Annotated in this window: 16 protein-coding genes; 10 read left to right on the forward strand and 6 right to left on the reverse strand. The window is 71.7% G+C overall.

Going from position 1 to position 18,553, the window contains the following annotated elements:
- Positions 1–29: 29 nt before the first annotated feature.
- Entirely contained in the window at positions 30–1,061 is a 1,032-nt protein-coding gene (locus HW837_RS33490) for a LacI family DNA-binding transcriptional regulator (protein ID WP_193380908.1), read from the reverse strand.
- A 182-nt stretch (positions 1,062–1,243) separates the two neighbouring features.
- Between HW837_RS33490 and HW837_RS33495 the strand changes: the two genes are divergently transcribed.
- A complete protein-coding gene (locus tag HW837_RS33495; protein WP_045562298.1) occupies positions 1,244–2,023 on the forward strand; it encodes a fumarylacetoacetate hydrolase family protein in 780 nt (259 codons plus the stop codon).
- Between the two features lie 77 nt (positions 2,024–2,100).
- Here the strand turns inward: HW837_RS33495 and HW837_RS33500 are convergent, their stop codons facing one another.
- Positions 2,101–3,369 carry an MFS transporter gene (locus HW837_RS33500; protein WP_093789766.1) on the reverse strand — a complete coding sequence of 423 codons (1,269 nt, stop codon included), beginning with the start codon at positions 3,367–3,369 and terminating at the stop codon, positions 2,101–2,103.
- Positions 3,370–4,089: 720 nt separating this feature from the next.
- Here HW837_RS33500 and HW837_RS33505 point away from each other — a divergent pair.
- Genes HW837_RS33505 through HW837_RS33515 form a run of 3 tightly spaced genes read left to right on the forward strand, consistent with a single transcriptional unit; the run spans position 4,090 to position 6,750 of the window.
- Positions 4,090–5,121, forward strand: a complete 1,032-nt coding sequence (locus tag HW837_RS33505) for a C-terminal binding protein (RefSeq protein ID WP_045562300.1) — start codon at positions 4,090–4,092, stop codon at positions 5,119–5,121.
- On the forward strand, positions 5,118–6,167 hold the full coding sequence (locus HW837_RS33510; protein WP_045562301.1) for a phosphotransferase family protein: 1,050 nt from the start codon (positions 5,118–5,120) through the stop codon (positions 6,165–6,167). The genes HW837_RS33505 and HW837_RS33510 overlap by 4 nt, the downstream gene beginning before the upstream one ends.
- A 52-nt stretch (positions 6,168–6,219) precedes the next feature.
- Positions 6,220–6,750, forward strand: a complete 531-nt coding sequence (locus HW837_RS33515; RefSeq protein WP_045562302.1) for a cupin domain-containing protein — start codon at positions 6,220–6,222, stop codon at positions 6,748–6,750.
- 15 nt (positions 6,751–6,765) lie between these two features.
- On the opposite strand, the gene HW837_RS33520 is transcribed toward HW837_RS33515, so the two are convergent.
- On the reverse strand, positions 6,766–8,079 hold the full coding sequence (locus HW837_RS33520; RefSeq protein WP_193382534.1) for an ABC transporter substrate-binding protein: 1,314 nt from the start codon (positions 8,077–8,079) through the stop codon (positions 6,766–6,768).
- 359 nt (positions 8,080–8,438) lie between these two features.
- Between HW837_RS33520 and HW837_RS33525 the strand changes: the two genes are divergently transcribed.
- Complete coding sequence (locus HW837_RS33525; protein WP_045563458.1) at positions 8,439–9,503, forward strand: LacI family DNA-binding transcriptional regulator; 1,065 nt, start codon at positions 8,439–8,441, stop codon at positions 9,501–9,503.
- A 63-nt stretch (positions 9,504–9,566) separates the two neighbouring features.
- Here HW837_RS33525 and HW837_RS33530 read toward each other — a convergent pair whose 3' ends face one another.
- Positions 9,567–10,181, reverse strand: a complete 615-nt coding sequence (locus HW837_RS33530) for a hypothetical protein (protein WP_193380912.1) — start codon at positions 10,179–10,181, stop codon at positions 9,567–9,569.
- 327 nt (positions 10,182–10,508) lie between these two features.
- Here HW837_RS33530 and hisC point away from each other — a divergent pair, with 327 nt between their 5' ends.
- Together hisC and HW837_RS33540 are read left to right on the forward strand one after the other, a co-directional pair.
- Positions 10,509–11,555, forward strand: a complete 1,047-nt coding sequence (gene hisC, locus HW837_RS33535; protein WP_045563456.1) for a histidinol-phosphate transaminase — start codon at positions 10,509–10,511, stop codon at positions 11,553–11,555.
- Positions 11,556–11,560: 5 nt separating this feature from the next.
- Positions 11,561–13,246 (forward strand): aldehyde dehydrogenase family protein, encoded by a 1,686-nt coding sequence (locus tag HW837_RS33540; protein ID WP_237270481.1) that lies wholly within the window; start codon positions 11,561–11,563, stop codon positions 13,244–13,246.
- Between the two features lie 58 nt (positions 13,247–13,304).
- On the opposite strand, the gene HW837_RS33545 is transcribed toward HW837_RS33540, so the two are convergent.
- Positions 13,305–13,796 carry an Lrp/AsnC family transcriptional regulator gene (locus tag HW837_RS33545; protein WP_045563461.1) on the reverse strand — a complete coding sequence of 164 codons (492 nt, stop codon included), beginning with the start codon at positions 13,794–13,796 and terminating at the stop codon, positions 13,305–13,307.
- 129 nt (positions 13,797–13,925) lie between these two features.
- Between HW837_RS33545 and pdhA the strand changes: the two genes are divergently transcribed.
- Genes pdhA through HW837_RS33560 form a run of 3 tightly spaced genes read left to right on the forward strand, consistent with a single transcriptional unit; the run spans position 13,926 to position 17,578 of the window.
- Positions 13,926–15,047, forward strand: a complete 1,122-nt coding sequence (gene pdhA / locus HW837_RS33550) for a pyruvate dehydrogenase (acetyl-transferring) E1 component subunit alpha (protein ID WP_045563454.1) — start codon at positions 13,926–13,928, stop codon at positions 15,045–15,047.
- A gap of 18 nt (positions 15,048–15,065) precedes the next feature.
- A complete protein-coding gene (locus HW837_RS33555; RefSeq protein ID WP_390623595.1) occupies positions 15,066–16,172 on the forward strand; it encodes an alpha-ketoacid dehydrogenase subunit beta in 1,107 nt (368 codons plus the stop codon).
- Positions 16,169–17,578, forward strand: coding sequence for a dihydrolipoamide acetyltransferase family protein (locus HW837_RS33560; RefSeq protein ID WP_093792871.1), 1,410 nt, complete (start codon positions 16,169–16,171; stop codon positions 17,576–17,578). Before HW837_RS33555 ends, HW837_RS33560 begins: the two co-directional genes overlap by 4 nt.
- Before the next feature lie 7 nt (positions 17,579–17,585).
- Here the strand turns inward: HW837_RS33560 and HW837_RS33565 are convergent, their stop codons facing one another.
- Positions 17,586–18,350, reverse strand: coding sequence for a hypothetical protein (locus tag HW837_RS33565; RefSeq protein WP_045563452.1), 765 nt, complete (start codon positions 18,348–18,350; stop codon positions 17,586–17,588).
- Positions 18,351–18,553: the final 203 nt, after the last annotated feature.

Below are 18,553 nucleotides of genomic sequence, written 5' to 3' on the forward strand. Positions count from 1 at the left end.
CGCGGTCCGTCCCGTTGCGTCTCGGGGGCTCAGCGCTCCCGGGACGGGGCCCGCCCGCCCGGTGACGCCGTACTGCCGCGCACGATCAGGGAGCCGGGGGAGACGGACGCGTACGGCCCGTCGTTGCCCGGCTCGGTCTTGAGGCGGCGCAGCAGCCACAACGCGCAGCCGGTGGCCATCTCCTCGATCGGCAGGCCGGTCGTGGTGAGTCCGCGGCCCCACCAGGAGAATCCCGGCTCATCGCCGAAGCCGACCACGGACAGCTCGCGGGGCACCTCCACGCCCTGCGTGGACAGCTCCTCCAGGACTCCCCGGGTCAGCTGGATCGACCCCAGGACCAGCGCGGTGGGCGCGTCCGGGCCCTCCAGCAGCCGGCGCGTCGCCCGGCGCCCGTGGTCCACGGACGACGGCGGTGCCAACTCCGTTCGCGCGGTGTCGGCCGACAGCCCGCCCTCGGTCAACGCGGTGTGGAAGCCACGCAGTCGCTCCGCGCCGGTCGGCAGTTCCTCGGGGCCGCCGAGGTACGCGATCCGCGTGTGCCCCTGGGTCACCAGGTGCGCGGTGGCCCGGCGCAGCGCCTCATGGTCGTCGACGCCGAACCACTGGGCGCCGAGCGAGGGGTGGCGGCGCAGCAGTTGCAGGTGCGGCACCGTGCGCAGGAGCTTGACCGCATCGCCGTGCGGGCGTGCGGTGGGCACGATGATGACGCCTGCCACGCGGGTCGCGGACAGCTCGCGCAGATGGCGCAGCTCCACCATCCGGTCGTCGTCGGTCTCCGCGAGCATCAGCTGGAAGCCCTCGGCTTCCATGTTCTTGGACAGCTCGTGCGCGATCGTCGAGTAGAAGCTGTTGCGGATGTCCGGGATCACCAGCCCCACCACGTTGCTGGACGCCCCGCGCATCATGCGTGCCGCGCGGTTGCCGACGTAGCCCATCTCCGAAGCCGCCTGGCGGACCTTGAACTTGGTCTCCTCGCTGATCCGGGGATCGTCGGCGAGCGCCCGGCCGACCGTCGAGACGGAGACCCCGAGGCGTTCGGCGATGTCCCTGGTCGTGATCACGTGAAGGTCCCCTCGACTCGCTGATCCCGCGCCGTCACTTTCCGTATGCCAACGATAGCATTCGCGTCGCGCTCCGTGTCGGGGAGGGCGGGGCGCGAGGACGTTCGGGTCGCTCGTGCTAACGTTAGCACTGCTGGATGGGTCATGCAGCCGTCTGCGGCTGCCTAGCTGCGGAGGTTTCCGTGCGCATCATCAGATATGCCCTCGGCGGTGTGTGTCACTACGGAGAACTCGTTTCCGGTGACCGCCGTATCGCGAGATGCGAGGGCGATCCCTTCACCGGACTTTCCCCGACCGGGCACGTCGACGAATTCGCCGACGTGGCCGTTCTGGCACCCCTGGAACGCCCCCGGATCTTCGGTTTCGCCTACAACTACGCCGCACATGTCGACGAGACCGATCGTGAACTCCCCGACGTCCCCGTGTGTTTCATGAAACCGAGTACCGCGGTGATCGGTCCGAACGAGGCCATCGTCTATCCGGCGGACGGAGAACTGGTCCATTTCGAAGGCGAGTTGGTCGTCGTCATCGGAAAGGAGGCCCGGCATGTGAAGCCTTCGGAGGCGCACGAGTACATCCTCGGCTACACCTGCGGCAACGACGTCAGCGACCGTGTCGTCCAGCGCAGGGAGAGCGCGTTCGGCACGCTGCTCATCGGGAAGGGGCAGGACACCTTCGCCCCTCTCGGTCCGGTCGTCGAGACGGAACTCGATCCCTCGGCACTGCGGCTGACGACCCGGGTGAACGGCGCGGTCATGCAGTCGGCCAGCACGGCCGACCTGCTGCTCACCGTGCCCGACCTCATCGGTTACCTCAGCCGCCATCTCACGCTGCTGCCCGGAGACGCGATCATGACCGGCACTCCGGCCGGCGTCGGGCCGATCCGCCCGGGGGACGAGGTCGAGGTGGAGATCGAGGGCATCGGTGTCCTGCGCAACCCGGTGGTGGCCGCGGACCGTTGACCTCGGTCGCCCGCCGGGACGCACGAAAGGGCCTGTCCCACCGCCAGGCGGTGGGACAGGCCCTTTCGTGCGTCCCGCTAGCGGACCGCGTTGTTGAACTGCGAGGTGCGGACGAAGGCCAAGGCCCCGACGCCCACCAGCGGCAGCAGCGTGACCTGCAGCAATCCGGCCTGGGCCCAGCCGAAGGAATCCACCAGGGCGGCGAACAGCAGGCCCGAGAACGCCGCCGGCCCGTAGTAGCTGGTGACGAAGAGGCCGGACGCGCGTCCGATCTGCCCGGGACGCACGGCCCGCTGTATCGCGCTGTTGGTGTTCGGGTAGACGAAGCCCAGCCCGAAGGCGCCCATCAGGAAGGCGAACACGCACTGCGTGCCCACTCCGGCGTCGGTCCGGTAGATGCACACACTGACGGCCGAGACGGCCAGCAGGCTCAGTATCAGCAGGTTGCGCTGGTCGAAGCGGTCGCCGAGCCAGCCGCCGAACACCGCGGTCATGCCGCCGAAACCGAGGAGGCTCATGGCCAGGGCGGCCTGGCCGGGCGTGTAGTGCAGCGAGGTGATGAGGAAGGTCGGGTAGAGGCCGAGGAAGCCGTAGATGGCGACGCCGCTGACGACGGCGTGCACGGCCAGCGCGACGGTGTTGCGGTTGTAGGCGGAGGCCGGCATGTACTCGTACGTCCCGGTGGCGGCGACCTTCTCGACGGAGTGCTCGGTCAGGCCCGTGCGCACCAGGAACAGCGAGGCGGCGGCGATCAGCAGGCCCGCCGCGCCGAACAGGTAGAACGGCGAGTGCCAGGTGCCGTGCATGCTCATGAGCTCGACACCGATGAGCGGGGCGATGAACACGCCGATCGAGTAGCCCACACCGATCACGCCGAAGGCCAGGCCGCGGCGGTGTGCGAAGAAGGCGCCGAGGGCCGCGAAGATGGCGGCGGACTGCATGCCCTCACCGAAGCCGGAGACGACCCGGTACAGCGTCATGTCGGCGAAACCGGTGGCCAGCGGTGTGGCCATGGTGCCCAGGGAGTAGATCACGATGCTGGCCAGCAGCACGGTCTTGCGGCGGAAGCGGTCCAGGAGATAGCCGGCGGGAAGGCCGGCCAGGGCCATGCCGAGGGTGAAGTTCGTGGCCAGCAGTCCGCCCTGCTCCAGGGAGAACCCGTACTCCTCGCGGATGTTGGGCAGCAGCGGCGGGAAGACCTGGCGGTCCATCGCGTTGACCATGTACGACAGGACGATCAGCAGGAAGCCCACGCCGATCATGGGGCGGGAGAGGGGCGGTCGACCGCTCGCCGGTGTCGCGTCGGCGGGCGTCGCACTGGTGTCGACCTGTGCTGTGTGAGACATAGCGGCTCCTGATGGGGACATCGCCGGGGAGTGCCGCGGCGGATCCGTCGACGTCCGGGACCGTACGGACCAGGGCGGTCGGCGGTGTACGGGCGACGACGGGAAAGGGCGAGCTGAACACGGACTCGGGGCCGGCGACGGTGGTGCGGCCGGCGGCCGGTGGAATGGGGACGGTGAGGGGCTGACGCGCGGTCGGACGCCGCATGCGGAATTCAGCCGGGTACCGCCCGTCGGTGACGTCCGTGGCTATGGCGTCTTCGACAGCGGACTTCGTGTGGACGCTGGTCGGTCACACGGTCGGCGCTGGCAGAAACCATGAAGGGAACTGCCGGGCGCGTCAAGATGTGGACAGGGTTTTTCTTCGTTGCCCTTTCTTTCGGGTTTTTCAGCTGCTTCGGTCCTCGGCTGCTTCGGCTGCATGGGCGGGTTCTGCGGGTTCTTTGGGCTGTGCGGTCTTGACGCGCTGGCGACGGCTGGTGCTATCGTTAGCATCACGTGGCTGTGACACAGTGATTCGACGTGCCCCATCACCCCACCATCCCGCCCCCAGGACGGCCTACGGCCCTTCGGACAAGCCGTGGGCCGTTCCATCGGGAGCGAGTGCGAGCGCCCTCCCCGCCGCGACCGTACGATTCTGCGAGGACACCTGCCATGAACCCATCGACAGACCCGTCGACAGACCCATTGACAGACCCATCGAGGGTTCCGTCGAGTAACCCGTTGGACCGCCCGGGAACCGTGCTGCTCACCGACTACGCCTGGCCCGACGACCTCGTCGAGCGTGCGGTCGTCGAGGGGGCGGGCCACACCCTGGTGACCGGCCCCGCCGAGCCCGCCTCCGCCGAGGCCGTCGAGGACCTGGTGGCCGCGCACCGGCCCGACGCGATCCTGACCTGCTGGGCGCCCGTCTCGGCCACCGCGATCGGCACCTCGCCGGACCTGCGGATCGTGGCCCGACTCGGCGTCGGCCTCGACAACATCGCCGTGCAGGCCGCCACCGACCGGGGCGTCTGGGTCACCAACGTGCCGGACTACTGCGTCGAGGAGGTCGCGGACCACGCCGTCGGCATGGTGCTGTCCTGGACGCGGGGCCTCGCCCGTTTCGACCGCGAGGTCCGCGCGGGGCGCTGGGATCCGGCGAGCGCCCGGCTGCGCCGGCTGTCCACGCTGACCTGCGGTGTCATCGGATACGGACGCATCGGACGAGCCACCGCGCGACGGCTCGCCGCGTTCGGCTGCCGTGTCCTCGCGCACGACCCGCACCCGCCGACCGACACCCCGGGCGTGGAGATGGCCGATCTGGAGGAGCTGCTGCGCCGCAGTGACGTGGTGATCCTCCACCTGCCGCTCACGCCGGACACGCACCACATCATCGGAGCCGAGCAACTGGCGCTGATGCCGCAGGGCGGCCTGCTGGTCAACGTCAGCCGGGGTGGTCTCGTGGACACCGACGCCGTGATCAAGGCACTCGACAGCGGACATCTGGACGGGGCCGCCCTCGACGTGCTGGAGAGCGAGCCGCACGTCCCCGACGGACTGCTGGCCCAGCCGGGCGCGCTGCTCACCCCGCACGTGGGGTTCTCCTCCGACGCCTCGGTCACCGAGCTGCGCCGCCGTGCCGCCGAGGAGGTCGTACGGATCCTGGCGGGCGAGGCACCGGCCCATGCCCGCAACCACCCACGCGGTCTGCCGCCGGAGGCGACGGGGTCGAGGCAGGCGTCGGGGTCGGCGGGGACGGGTGACGCGCGATGAGCTCGCCCACAGTGCCGACGGGGCCGGCTCCGGAGCCGGGCGTTTCCCCGGCCGACTTCCTGCTGGCCCATGGTCTGGCCCGGCCCGGTGAAGCCGCCCGCTGGACGCCGCTGGCCGGTGGGGTCTCGTCCGACCTGTGGCGGGTGGAACTGCCGGGACGCTCGCTCTGTGTGAAGCGGGCACTGTCCCGGCTGCGGGTCGCCGCCGACTGGCGGGCACCGGTCTCGCGCAACGCCTACGAATGGGCGTGGATGCGGTTCGCGTCCCGGCACCGGCCGGACAGCGTGCCGGAGCTGCTGGCCCACGACGCCGAGGCCGGCCTCTTCGCGATGGCGTTCCTGCCGCCCGAGTCGTACCCGGTGTGGAAGACGCGGTTGTTCGACGGCCGGGTGGAGGTGACGACGGCCGCGGCTGTCGGAGAGCTGCTCGGCACCCTGCACGCCGCGAGCGCGGCGGACGCGGAACTGGCCGCGGAGTTCGCCACCGACGACAACTTCCACGCACTGCGCGTCGAGCCGTATCTGCTCGCCACCGCGACGGCCCACCCCGAACTGGGCGACCACCTGCACTTCCTCGCCCGACGCACGGCCACGACCCACCTCGCCCTGGTGCACGGCGACGTCAGCCCCAAGAACATCCTCGTGGGACCGTCCGCGCCCGTGCTGCTGGACGCCGAGTGCGCCTGGTACGGCGACCCGGCCTTCGATCTAGCCTTCTGCGTCAACCATCTGCTGCTCAAGAGCCTGGTGCTGCCCGCGTCCCGGGACGGTCTGCTGCGGTCCGCGCAGGTGCTGACCGAGCAGTATCTGCGCTGTGTGGACTGGGAGCCCCGGCAGGCGCTCGACGCGCGGGTGGCCTCGCTGCTCCCGGCACTGCTGCTCGCGCGCGTGGACGGCAAGTCCCCCGCGGAGTACCTCACGGACGAACGGCACCGACAGTTCGTACGCGCCACGGCATCGTCCCTGCTGAGGTCGCCGCGACCGACGACGGCAGACCTTCTGGCCGCGTGGACGACCGCACTCGCCGCCTCGCACGAGACGGCCTGATCCGACCGACGAGACGGGCCCGTCGCGCGGGAGCCCCGACCAGGAGAGACACATGCGCAGAGTTGTCACCGGGCATGACGAGCACGGCAGATCGGTCGTCGTCAGCGACGGCCCCGTCCCCCGCAGCCGGGAGTTCACCAGCCTGCCGGGCTGGGTCTCCCGCCTGCCGTGGGCGACGGAACCCGGGGAGCCGGTCCGCCGGAGCGGCGAGGACCCGACGCCGAAGGTCACCAGCCTGCTCCCGGCGCCGGGCGGCACGCGGTTCATCGTGCTCACGTTCCCGCCGGACAGCGCGATGGCCGACCCGTCGTTCGACCCTGTCGCGTTCGACCGGGAACAGCGGGAGGACTCGCCCGGCATCGCCGACCTCATGGAGCCCGACGGAATGCACACCACGCCGACCGTGGACTACGGCATCGTGCTGCACGGCGACATGGTCCTCGAACTCGACGACGGCCACCGCACCCCGCTCTCCACCGGCGACATCGTGATCCAGAACGGCACCCGCCACAGCTGGCGCAACCCCGGCGACCGGCCGGCCACGATGGCCTTCGTCCTCATCGGGACGGAGCGCGCAGGCTGATCGCGTCGGGCCCGGTCAGTCGGATGCGAAGATCGTCTTCTTCTGCCGCTCGATCGAGCTGAGCAGGCTGTCGACGCCCTTGGGGTCGCGGATGAACTTCTGCAGCGCCGGCTGCATCACCGTGGAGGTGAAGTCGGGGCGGCTGTCGCGGTCCATGAACTGCGTCAGGGTCTTCGCCCCGCTGATCATCTCGAACGCCTTCTGCTGGAGGGGCGTGTACGCGGAGACGTCGGCCTTCCTGGAGGCGGCCACGACGCTGGGGTCGGCCTTGAGGTAGATCTGCTCGGCCTCGGGGGTGCCGAGGAACTCCATGAGCTTGACGGCGCCGGCCTTGTTCTTCGGGGCCTTGCTCATCATGAAGCCGTCGGTGGGGGCCTCGACGGTGTCCTGGCCGTACGCCGGGTCGATCTCCGGGAAGGCGAAGAAGTCGAGGTCGTCCAGGTCCGCCTTGTCGGTGAACTGCTGGCCCACGAAGGTGCCCAGCAGGTACATGCCCGCCTTCTTCGACACCAGCGTCTGCGCCGCGTCCTGCCAGGTGCGGCCGACGGCGCCCTCCTGGTGGTACGGCAGCAGCTCGGCCCACAGGTCGAAGACCTTGCGCACCTTGGCGTCCGTCCACGACGCCTTGCCCGCCATCAGGTCGACGTGGAAGTCGTAGCCGTTGGTGCGGAAGTTGATCTGGTCGAAGGTACCCAGCGCCGGCCAGGCGTCCTTGTCACCGAACGCGATCGGGACCAGCTTGTCCTTCTGCATCTGCTTGCACAGGGCGATCAGCTGGTCCCACGTGGTGGGAACCTCGTAGCCCTTCTCCTGGAAGACGCTCTTGCGGTAGAAGAGCGCCCAGGGGTACGTGGTCATCGGTACGAAGTAGTACTTGCCGTCCTCACCCCTGCTGAGCTGCCTCATCGCGTCGGGGAAGTTGCCGCCGATCTTGTCCCACACGTCGTCGACGGGGGAGGCCAGGCCCTTGGCCGCGAAGAACTGCGCGCGGTAGCCGGCGAACCAGTTGAACACGTCGTCCGGGGTGCCCTGGAGGTAGGTGTTGATCTGCTCCTGGAACGTGTTGTGGTCCTTGGTGTTCACGTCGACCGCGATCCCGGACTGCTTCGTGAAGGCCGCGTAGATGTCGGCGAACGCCTTCTTCGGCACCGCGTCCGAGGCGTTGGAGCCGACGGTGACGGTCTTCGAACCCGCGGTGCCACCGCCGCTGCCGCCGCAGGCGCCGAGCAGGGGTATGCCCGCGCCGAGTACGGCGGCGCCGCCCATGCCCCGCAGCAGGGAGCGGCGGCTCGGACCGGACATGGACTGACCGAAGGACGGAAGGTGCATTTCGGCTCCTGACGGGCGGCCGCAGGTCGGTCATGGGTCGTCGGCCCAACGGGCGTGCGGCGGGAAAGGAGGTCGCCGAGCGACCATAATCGAACACAACCACACAGACCTGACCGGTGGATGGCAGGAAGAGTGAACGGCACAGGGGCGTGCTGTCAAGGCTCTGAGAATCACCGTCGAGGGCGCTCGCGTGTGAGGGGGACGCGTATCGAAGTAGAGCCGCACGAACTCTTGACGCGCACCCCGTCGGCTGCGTAGACATGACCGCGCGATCAGGCCGCGGGGGCGTGGTCGCTGACGTCGTTCGTCGCAGAGGCACAGCGCAGGCCGGTTCAGGGACACAGTCGCCAGGAGAGTTCATGACACCAGCAGAGGGGCGCGCCGAGGCCGCCCCCGTGCCGCGCAGCGCGGACGTCGCGCGGCTGGCCGGAGTGTCGCGCAAGACGGTCTCGCGGGTGTTCAACGACGAGCCGTACGTGTCCGAGGAGGCACGGCGCCGTGTCCTCGCGGCTGCCGAGGAGCTCGGCTACCGGCTGAACCACGCGGCCAGGGCACTGGCTTCGGGGCGCAGCCGCTCCCTCGGTGTCGTGGCCCTGGGAACGGCGGGTTACGGCACGGCCTCTCTGCTCGTGCACATCGAACAGGCCGCGCGGGACGCCGGATACGCGCTCCGCGTGGTGAACACACCGGACGGCGACCCCGACGGCATCGCCGGCGCCGTGGAATCGCTCCTGGAGCAGGGCGTGGACGGCGTCGTCGTCTCCGAACCCGTCGTGAAGGGCGAGGTCCCGCTCCGTGTGGAGGTGCCGGTGCTCTTCCTCGGAGCACCGCCGTCCTTCGACGCCGGCCGAACGGTGAGCGTGAGCGTGGGTGCCCATGAGCTGTCACGAGCGGCGACCGAGCACCTGTTGGGCCTCGGGCACACGACGGTGCATCACCTCGCGGGCCCTCGGCAGTGGTACGCCACGGAGGACCGCATCGCGGGATGGCGGGCGGCGCTGGCTGCTCGGGGCGCGCACGAACCCCCTCTGCTCAACGGCGACTGGTCGGCCGCGTCCGGCTACGCGGCGGGGGGCGCGCTGGCCGCGGACGACTCGGTGACCGCGGTGTTCGCGGCGGGCGACGAGATGGCCATCGGCCTGATCCACGCCCTGCGGGAGGCCGGGCGGCGCGTGCCGGAGGACATCAGCGTCGTGGGCTTCGACGGCAACCCGGTCTTCGCCTATGTCTCACCGCCGCTGACCACCGTCCGCCAGCCGTTCGCCGCCGCGGCGTCGGAGGGGATCCGCCTCCTCGTGCACGCCATCGACCATCCCGACACCGCGCCGCCGCAGCCCGCCGAGCCGCCCGTCGAACTCGTCGTCCGTGGCTCGACCGCGCCGCCGCCGCGCCATCGACGCCGACTCCCGTTCCGCACCGGCTGACCACCGCTCGGCGCGAGCCCTCCCTGCTGACCGTCGACGACGGACCGGGGCTCGCGCAGGAGGTCACGGGTGGTCGCCGCCCCACGGGTTCGGTGTGGTCCCTCCGGACGTGCCGCACGCGGTCGCGGGCGGGAGGAGGTGCCGGGCGGCGACCCGGGTGGTGCCGAACGGTGTGTCCGCCGTGGTGGAGGAGGGCGTCAAGGGGGTCGAGAGGTCGGGCAGTTCGGCCCGCGTCAGGGGTGCGCCCGGGTAGGCCGCCATGAGGACGCCGGTGCAGTCGCCGCGTTCCTCCGGGGCGAGGCTCGTGGGCAGGCCCACGGTCCAGGGCCTGCTTCCGTCGGTGGTCAGGCGGACGCGCAGGACGGACTTCAGGTCGGTCCCCGCCGTTGTGACGGTGGCCGCCCAGAACTCGACCCGCACCGAGATCGGTGCGCACAGGGGCCCGCCGGTGTGCGCACCGATCACCACCGCCTCGTCCTCGTCCGCCGCCCCGCCGGGGAACGACAGGGCGGGGCGAAGCCACGCCGCCCGCTTCCGCACCGACCATCCGCCGTCCGCCCGGCAGACATCGGCGCCGCCCCGTACACCGTCGGCCTGCTGCGCACAGCCGGTCGTCAGCAGCGTCAGAGCCGCCATGAGTGACGTCAACGACCCATGGGCGAGCTGGGGCCTGGACATGTTCTCCCTCGATCGGCGCGGGCGAGGCGCCGGTGGCCCCGCGAGTGAGGGCAGTCTTCGCGGAGCGCGGCGGCGGCCGGGAGGCCGGGAAGGGGCATGTGGCCCACTTGTGATCAACACACGGCGGCCGGGCCGGGCCGTCCGTCTCGTGGGAGCGGGCCCCACGGGGCCCCGGCAGGACTACTTGCCGGTACATGTGCGGAAGACCGGCATTCTGTCGCCTGATTTCCCAATTGGTTGAACGGTTGTCGATCGCTGTCCACGATTCTCCTGTCAAGTGCCCGGAGGCACGACTTCCGGCCCCACCGCTGCAGAAGTGAGTCGAGCATGGTGCGTGTCCGTTCGTCCCTGGCCCAGTTGCCCCCCTACGTCCCCGGCCGCAAGATGCCCGGCGCCATCGCTCTGGCCAGCAACGAGTCTCCGTACGGGCTGCTGCCCGGCGTCGCGGCGAGACTCGCGGAACTGGCCGGCGGGGTGTCCCGGTATCCCGACCTGAGCGCCACCGCACTCGTCCGGGCCCTCGCCGAGCACCACGGTGTCGAGACCGAGCGGATCGCGCTGGGCGCCGGTTCCTCGGAGGTCTGCGCCCAGCTGCTGCACTCGGTCGTCGGACCCGGCGACGAGGTCGTCTTCGGCTGGCGGTCCTTCGAGGCGTACCCGATCCTCACCGCGGTGGCGGGCGGCACCGCCGTGCGGGTCCCGCTGCGGGAACACGGACTGGACCTCGACGCCATGGCCGAGGCGGTCGGTGACCGGACCCGGCTGGTCTTCGTCTGCAACCCCAACAACCCCACCTCCACCGCCGTCGGCGAACAGGCGCTGCGCGACTTCGCGGACCGGGTGCCACAGGACGTCATGATCGTCGTCGACGAGGCCTACCGGGAGTACGCCGACCCGGAGCTGGTCCCCGACGCCCTCGCCCTGCTCGGCGACCGGCCGAACGTGGTGGTGCTGCGGACCTTCTCCAAGGCGTACGGCCTGGCCGGGCTCCGGGTCGGCTACTGCGTGGCCCCGCCCGGCATCGCCGAGCACGTCCGCAAGACGCAGATCCCGTTCAGTGTCAGCGCGCTCGCCCAGGAGGCCGCGACCGTCGCCCTCGGCGAGCACGCGGAGGTCGTCCGGCGGGCCGCCCTCACGGTCGCCGAACGGCAGCGGGTGACACGGCGGTTGCGCGACCTCGGCTTCGAAGTCCCGGGCTCCGAGGCCAACTTCGTCTGGCTGCCGCTCGCCGCCGACAGCGGGGACTTCGCCCTGCACTGCCTCGGCGGCGACGTCGTCGTGCGCCCGTTCGCCGGCGAGGGCGTCCGGGTGACGATCGGGCTGCGGGCGGAGAACGACGCCCTGCTCGCGGCCGCCGCGAGCTGGAGAGGCTGACGGCCATGCGCGTGGGGCCGTACGAACGGCATCGCGGGCTGCTCCAGCAGGCGGTACGGGCCATGGCGGCCGGCGAGTGCTGCGCCCTGTTCACCCGCGCGGGACGGGGCGGCACCGACGCGGGCATGCGGTCGGCACGGACCGCGGAGAAGGTGTTCGGCTCGCTGCTGGGCCGCCCCTTCGACCTCGGCCAGCCCGGTGAACTCGGCCGGGTGCGCACCGAGACCTCGCCGTACGGCGTCGCCATGGACATCGACCACCCGCGGTGCGACCCCGCGGTGCTGATGGCGGCGGCCCGCCGGGCGATGGCCGGCTGGCGGGCCGACGGGCCGTACCAGCGGGCGGGGGTGGCGGTGGAGATACTGCGCCGGCTGAACACCCGCAGCCATGAACTGGCGCTCGCGGTGCACCACACCACGGGCCGGTCCCTCACGGCCGCCTTCCGGGCCGCCGGGCCGCCCGCCCAGGACCGCGCGCTGGAGGTGGTGGCCCGCGCGTTCGCCGAGTCGGAGCGCGTTCCCCCGGACCTGCACTGGGAGAGTCCGCGCCGCCGCAAGGAACCGCTGGCGATGGCGGGCACGTGCGCCCTGGCGCCGCGCGGTGTGTCGCTGCTCGTCGGCTGCCCCGAGCATCCGACCTGGAACGGCTGGCCGGGCCTGTTCGCCAGCCTGGTGACCGGCAACCCGGTGATCGTGGCCCCGCACCCCAGGTCCGTACTGCCGCTGGCGATCACCGTGCGCGTCGCGCGGCAGGTGCTGGCGGAGGCGGGACACGACCCCGACCTCGTCACCCTGGCGGTGGCGGCACCCGGGGAACCCCTGTGGCAGCGGCTGGCGACGGACCCGGCGGTGCGCATCGTCGACTTCACCGGCCCGGCCCGGTGCGCCGACTGGCTGGAGCGACACGCCCGGCAGGCCGCCGTGTTCGCCCACCGGACCGGACTGAATACCGTGGTCCTCGACTCCACCGAGGACTACCGGGGCCTGGTGCGCGGCCTCGCGCGCTCCCTGTGCCTGTGCAACGGAACGGTCCGTACGACACCGCAGAACATCCTGGTGCCGGCGACGGGCATCACGACCGACGAGGGGCGCAAGACCCTCCGGGACCTCGGCGCCGACCTCGGCGAGGCCGTCGACCGGCTGCTCGGGCACCCGGCGCGCGTGGCGAGGCTGCTGGGCGCGATCGTCGACGACGAGGTGCGCACGGGACTGACGCAGGCCGCGCGACACGGCGCGGTCGTGCACGCTTCCGGGGCACTGCGCCATCCGGACCATCCCGGCGCCGACCTGCGCAGCCCGCTCGTGGTCCGGCTGGGGGCGCGCGACGAGCGGGTCTACGCCCGTGAGTGGCCCGGCCCCGTCTCCTTCCTGGTGGGCACCGACTCGACCTCGCACAGCCTGGAGATCTTCCGCCGCACGGTCGGCCGCCACGGCGCGCTGTTCGCCGCGGTGCACTCGACGGACCCGCTGGTGCTGGCGGCCGCCGAGGCGGGAGCGCTGGACGCCGGGGTCCACCTGGTGGAGAACCTCGCCGACGACCTGCCCGCCGATCCCTCCTCGACCGCGCCCGAACCGCCGGACGGGGGCGCGCACTTCGTCACCGGACGTTTTCGCGTGGTGCGCTCGCGCGGCCGCCTCGCCGCTCCCGAGCGCCCGCCCGCGCGCGACCCCGAGGAACTCGTCGGCGCCTGACCGGCCGGGCCCGCCCCACGGGACGGGCCCGGTGGCGCGGTCCGCCCGGTACCGCCGGTCAGACCGTCCAGTCCGCCCCGCGCCCCCGCACCTCGTCGAACACCAGCCACGTCCGTGTCGACCGCACCCCGGGAACGGCCTGGATGCTCTCCAGCACGACCGAGCGCAACGCCTCGTTGTCCGGCGCGCGCACCAGCACCAGGACGTCGAAGTCGCCCGTCACCAGGGAGACATGCTCCACGTACGGGATCTCGCGCAGCTCGCGCGAGATGTCCCGCCAGGCGGCCTGCTCGGTGCTCAGGGTGACGTAGGCGCTCGTGCCGAGGCCGGCCCGCTTGGGGTTCAGCTGCGCGGTGAAGCCTGTGATCACCCCTTCGGTCAGCAGCCGGCCGATGCGGGTGTAGGCGTTGGCGCGCGAGATGTGCACCTGTTCGGCCAGCGCGCGGACCGATTGGCGGGCGTCCTTCAGCAGCCGGGCCAGGATCTGGCGGTCGGTGTCGTCGAGCGGCACGGCAGTTCGTCCGGGCACGGGCCCCGTCGGCGAGTCCATCTCGGACACATTGCTCTCCAGAACATCGGAATGCGGCACTTCATCTGCGGTTCACGCGAAGTCTTGAACACATATTCCCTCGTCGTCACCATTCTCCTGTCAAGCGTCCAGAGAAAGCGAGTGGCCTCCATGTCCGTGAAGAGCCTCCGACAGACGGTCCAGGGGTTCCTGCCGTCCCTCACGCCGGTGCGGTTCGTGGCCGAGGACGGTACCCCCGTGGCCAAGCCCCCGGTCGGCTACCCCGAGCCCTCGGAGGAGGCCCTGCGCGAGGCCTACCGCCTGATGGTCCTGGGGCGCCGCTTCGACACCCAGGCCACCGCGCTCACCAAGCAGGGCCGGCTCGCCGTCTACCCCTCCAGCCGGGGCCAGGAGGCCTGCCAGATCGGCGCCGTCCTCGCACTGCGTCCGGACGACTGGCTGTTCCCGACCTACCGGGACTCCGTCGCCCTGGTCACCCGGGGCATCGACCCGGTCGAGGTGCTCACCCTGCTGCGCGGCGACTGGCACTGCGGCTACGACCCGGCCGCCACCCGCGTCGCCCCCCAGTGCACCCCGCTGGCCACCCAGGTGCTGCACGCCACCGGCATGGCGGAGGCGCAGCGCCGCAAGGGCGAGGACGGCGTGGCCCTGGCCCTCGTCGGCGACGGCGCCACCAGCGAGGGCGACTTCCACGAGGCGCTGAACTTCGCGGCCGTCCTCCGCGCGCCGGTCGTCTTCTTCGTCCAGAACAACCAGTACGCGATCTCCGTCCCGCTGGCCCGGCAGACCGCGGCCCCCGCCCTCGCCTACAAGGGCATCGGCTACGGGATGCGCTCCGAGCAGGTCGACGGCAACGACCTGGTCGCCGTACTCGCGGTGCTCACCGACGCCGTCGCGCACGCCCGCGCCGGGCACGGCCCCGTCCTGGTCGAGGCGCACACCTACCGCATGGACGCGCACACCAACGCCGACGACGCGACCCGCTACCGCGACGCCGAGGAGGTCGAGCGCTGGAGCGCCGCGGATCCCCTCGGCCGGCTGGAGACACATCTGCGCGCCCGGGGCGCGCTCACCGACGCCGACGCGGCGGCGGCACGGGAGGAGGCGGAAGCGCTGGCCGCGGACCTTCGCACCCGGATGAACGCGGACACCACCGCCGACCCGATGGAGCTCTTCGACCACGTCTACGCCGAGCCGACCCCGCAACTGCTGGAGCAGCGCGCCCAGTTGGCGGCGGAACTCGCCGAGACCGCACAGCCCGAGGAGGACTGACCCATGACCGATGCCACCATGACCACCGATGCCGCCACGGCCACCGATGCCGCCACGGCCACCGATGCCGCCAGGGCCACGGACGCGGACAGCACCAGGGCCGCCGCCGCCAAGATCACCATGGCGCAGGCGCTCAACACCGCGCTGCGCGACGCACTGCGCGAGGACGACCGGGTGCTCGTCTTCGGCGAGGACGTCGGCCCGCTCGGCGGTGTCTTCCGCATCACCGACGGACTGACCCGGGACTTCGGCGAGGAGAGGTGCTTCGACACCCCGCTCGCCGAGGCCGGCATCGTCGGGCTCGCCGTCGGCATGGCGATGGGCGGCTTCCGCCCCGTGGTGGAGATGCAGTTCGACGCCTTCGCCTACCCGGCCTTCGAGCAGATCGCCTCCCATGTCGCCAAGTTGCGCAACCGGACCCGGGGACGGCTCACCCTGCCCATGGTGATCCGCGTCCCGTACGCGGGCGGTATCGGCGGGGTCGAGCACCACTGCGACTCCAGCGAGGCCTACTACGCGCACACCCCCGGCCTGAAGGTCGTCACCCCGGCGACGGCCGAGGACGCGTACTGGCTGCTGAGGGACGCGATCGCCGACCCGGACCCAGTGGTCTTCCTGGAACCGAAGAAGCTGTACTGGTCCCGCGAGGACACCGACCTGGAGCGCCGGGGCGCACTGCCGTTCGGGCGGGCCGCCGTACGGCGGGAGGGCCGTGACGCCACGGTCGTCGCGTACGGGCCGTCGGTTCCGGTGGCCCTGGCCGCGGCCGACGCCGCGGCGGCCGAGGGCATCGAGCTGGAGGTCGTCGACCTGCGCACGATCGTCCCCTTCGACGACGAGACGGTGACGGCTTCCGTACGGCGGACCGGGCGCTGTCTGGTCGTCCAGGAGGCGCAGGGCTTCGCCGGGGTGGGGGCGGAGATCGCCGCACGCGTGCAGGAACGCTGCTTCCACTCGCTGGCCGCCCCCGTCCTGCGGGTGAGCGGTTTCGACATCCCCTATCCGCCGCCGAAACTGGAGCACGCGCATCTGCCCGGTGTCGACCGGGTCCTCGACGCCGTCGACCGCCTCCAGTTCGGGGACGAACCCGACACCCTGCATCTGGTGAAGGGAGCGGTCGCATGACCACGGCAACGCGTCCGGAGCAGTTGTTCCGGCTGCCCGACCTCGGCGAAGGGCTGACCGAGGCGGAGATCGTCGAATGGAAGGTCGCCGTCGGCGACACGGTGACCGTCGACCAGGTCGTGGTCGAGGTCGAGACCGCCAAGGCCGCGGTCGAGGTGCCGGTCCCGTACGCGGGCACCGTGCTCCGGCTGCACGCGGAGGCGGGCTCGGCGCTGCCGGTGGGGGAGCCGCTGATCACCGTGGGGGCGGAGGCCCTCGCCGGGGCCGACGGTTCCGCGCGCGTGCCCCGGCGAGAGGACGCGGGTGGCGCACCGGACCCGGTGGCGCCGGCCGACGCTGCGGCGGAGCGTTACCGGGAGGAGGAACAGGCCGGATCCGGCAATGTGCTGATCGGCTACGGCACCGGCCACGGCCCGACGACCTCGCGCCGGCGCCGGCGTCGCCCCGCCACGTTCCACAGCGCGGCACCGGCGAGCGCCGCCGCCGCTGCCACGGAAACTCACGCCCCGCGGGCGATCTCGCCCCTCGTGCGGAGGATGGCCCGGGACCACGGCGTCGACATCACCGGTGTGTCACCGTCCGGCCCGGCGGGAGTCGTCCTCAGAAGGGACGTCGAGCAGGCCATCGCCCTGGCCGGCCGGACCACGAGCCGGAGCCCGGCCGACCAGGCCGTGGCGCCCGCCCCCGCACCGCGGGGGACGACCACGACGACCGGCCCCGAGCGCATTCCCCTGCGCGGAGTCCGCCGCGCCGTCGCCGACAAGCTCTCCCGCAGCCGGACCGAGATCCCCGACGCCACCACCTGGGTCGACGTCGACGCGACCGGGCTGCTCCAGGCCAAGAAGGCGTTGGAGTCCGCCGGAACCGGCACCCGTGTCGGTCTGCTGGCGCTCTTCGCCCGCATCTGTGTCGCCGGGCTGCGCCGCTTCCCCGAGCTGAACTCCACGGTCGACACCGAGCGCCGGGAGATCCTCCGTCACGCCGAGGTGCACCTGGGCTTCGCCGCCCAGACCGAACGCGGGCTGGTCGTCCCGGTCGTCCGTGACGCCCACCTCATGACCACCGTCCAACTGGCCGCCGAACTGGCCCGGTTGACCGAGCTCGCGCGCGGCGGGAACCTGCCGCCGCACGCACTGACCGGGGGCACGTTCACCCTGAACAACTACGGGGTGTTCGGCGTCGACGGGTCCACCCCGATCATCAACCACCCGGAGGCCGCCCTCCTCGGCGTGGGCCGACTCGTCGACAAACCCTGGGTCGTCGACGGGCAGTTGACGGTCCGCAAGGTCACCCAGCTCTCGTTCAGCTTCGACCACAGGGTCTGCGACGGCGGAGTGGCCGGTGGCTTCCTGCGCTTCGTGGCCGACTGCGTCGAGCGCCCGGCGACCCTCCTCGCGGATGTCTGACCCGCGGTCAGGGCCGAGCCGGCGCGTCCTCCGCCGTGGTGCCGTCGGTCGCGGCGGGCGGGGGACCGCTCTGCCGGAGTCGGCGCTGTCTGTGGACGACGAGCATCGCGGCCGTGGCACCGGTGGCGACCGGGACGAGCGGCCAGAACCGGGGATGGTCGGTACCGAGGGCGGCGGGGACCAGGGCCAGCGGGACGATCGTGGCCGCTCCGACGATGATGCCGAACGTGCTTCCCCAGAAGACGTCGTGCGAGTCGGTCGCGTCGGTGCCGCCCCGGCGCGACCCCCGGACGCGTGCCGCCACCAGCAGGACGATCGAGTAACCCATCGCCAGGGGGTAGAGGACGAGGAGGACGGCGCCTCCGGGGCCGCTGTTCCACCCGTGCCAGACATAGTCCCCGTCGAGCTCGACCACGTGTCCGTGCCACAGGCCGACCCGGGCGTGATCACCCATGTCCAGCCCGCTGCTGCCGTCGTCCGTCACCGACCGGACCTCGCCGTTCACCCGCAGGTCGAGCGTGACCTCGTGGCGGATCGTCACCTCCGCGGTGCGGTCCTGGCCCGTACCGCCGAGCGACTCCTTGCGTTCGTCCGTCCGGTTCACCACGGTGGCGTCCGCCCGTTCCAGGGTCCCCGAGGAACGGGCCGCCGCGATGGCCACCTCCTCGTACGTCCGCCAGGCGAACAGCGCGATCACCACCGCCATGGCCAGGCGGAACACCATCATGAACACCCGGGCCCGTCTCGACCGGCCCTCGCGTACGTCCGACATGGCTGCCTCCCCTCCCACACCCCGCGACCCGCAGGATCAGGTGTTACCCCCACCGGAGATCTTTGACGCGACGGAGCAGGTGACGGAGCACGTGACGGCACGTGACGGAGCGCGCGCCGGCGGACGTCGCGTCCGCGCGAGATCCAACTGAGTGGCACGTATCACGATTTCTCGCGCCTTGTCTCCCGACCGAACATTCGGTT

It is taken from the genome of Streptomyces caniscabiei, from assembly GCF_014930365.1.
Taxonomy (GTDB): Bacteria; Actinomycetota; Actinomycetes; order Streptomycetales; family Streptomycetaceae; genus Streptomyces; species Streptomyces caniscabiei.

What these genes read in the sequence shown, in the direction of transcription:
- HW837_RS33500 (WP_093789766.1), bottom strand. Translation starts at nt 3,369, where the DNA reads ATGTCTCACACAGCACAGGTCGACACCAGTGCGACGCCCGCCGACGCG.
- HW837_RS33530 (WP_193380912.1), bottom strand. Translation starts at nt 10,181, where the DNA reads ATGTCCAGGCCCCAGCTCGCCCATGGGTCGTTGACGTCACTCATGGCG.
- HW837_RS33525 (WP_045563458.1), top strand. Translation starts at nt 8,439, where the DNA reads ATGACACCAGCAGAGGGGCGCGCCGAGGCCGCCCCCGTGCCGCGCAGC.
- HW837_RS33540 (WP_237270481.1), top strand. Translation starts at nt 11,561, where the DNA reads ATGCGCGTGGGGCCGTACGAACGGCATCGCGGGCTGCTCCAGCAGGCG.
- HW837_RS33520 (WP_193382534.1), bottom strand. Translation starts at nt 8,079, where the DNA reads ATGCACCTTCCGTCCTTCGGTCAGTCCATGTCCGGTCCGAGCCGCCGC.
- HW837_RS33555 (WP_390623595.1), top strand. Translation starts at nt 15,066, where the DNA reads ATGACCACCGATGCCGCCACGGCCACCGATGCCGCCACGGCCACCGAT.
- HW837_RS33565 (WP_045563452.1), bottom strand. Translation starts at nt 18,350, where the DNA reads ATGTCGGACGTACGCGAGGGCCGGTCGAGACGGGCCCGGGTGTTCATG.
- pdhA (WP_045563454.1), top strand. Translation starts at nt 13,926, where the DNA reads ATGTCCGTGAAGAGCCTCCGACAGACGGTCCAGGGGTTCCTGCCGTCC.
- HW837_RS33510 (WP_045562301.1), top strand. Translation starts at nt 5,118, where the DNA reads ATGAGCTCGCCCACAGTGCCGACGGGGCCGGCTCCGGAGCCGGGCGTT.
- HW837_RS33545 (WP_045563461.1), bottom strand. Translation starts at nt 13,796, where the DNA reads ATGGACTCGCCGACGGGGCCCGTGCCCGGACGAACTGCCGTGCCGCTC.
- HW837_RS33515 (WP_045562302.1), top strand. Translation starts at nt 6,220, where the DNA reads ATGCGCAGAGTTGTCACCGGGCATGACGAGCACGGCAGATCGGTCGTC.
- hisC (WP_045563456.1), top strand. Translation starts at nt 10,509, where the DNA reads ATGGTGCGTGTCCGTTCGTCCCTGGCCCAGTTGCCCCCCTACGTCCCC.
- HW837_RS33560 (WP_093792871.1), top strand. Translation starts at nt 16,169, where the DNA reads ATGACCACGGCAACGCGTCCGGAGCAGTTGTTCCGGCTGCCCGACCTC.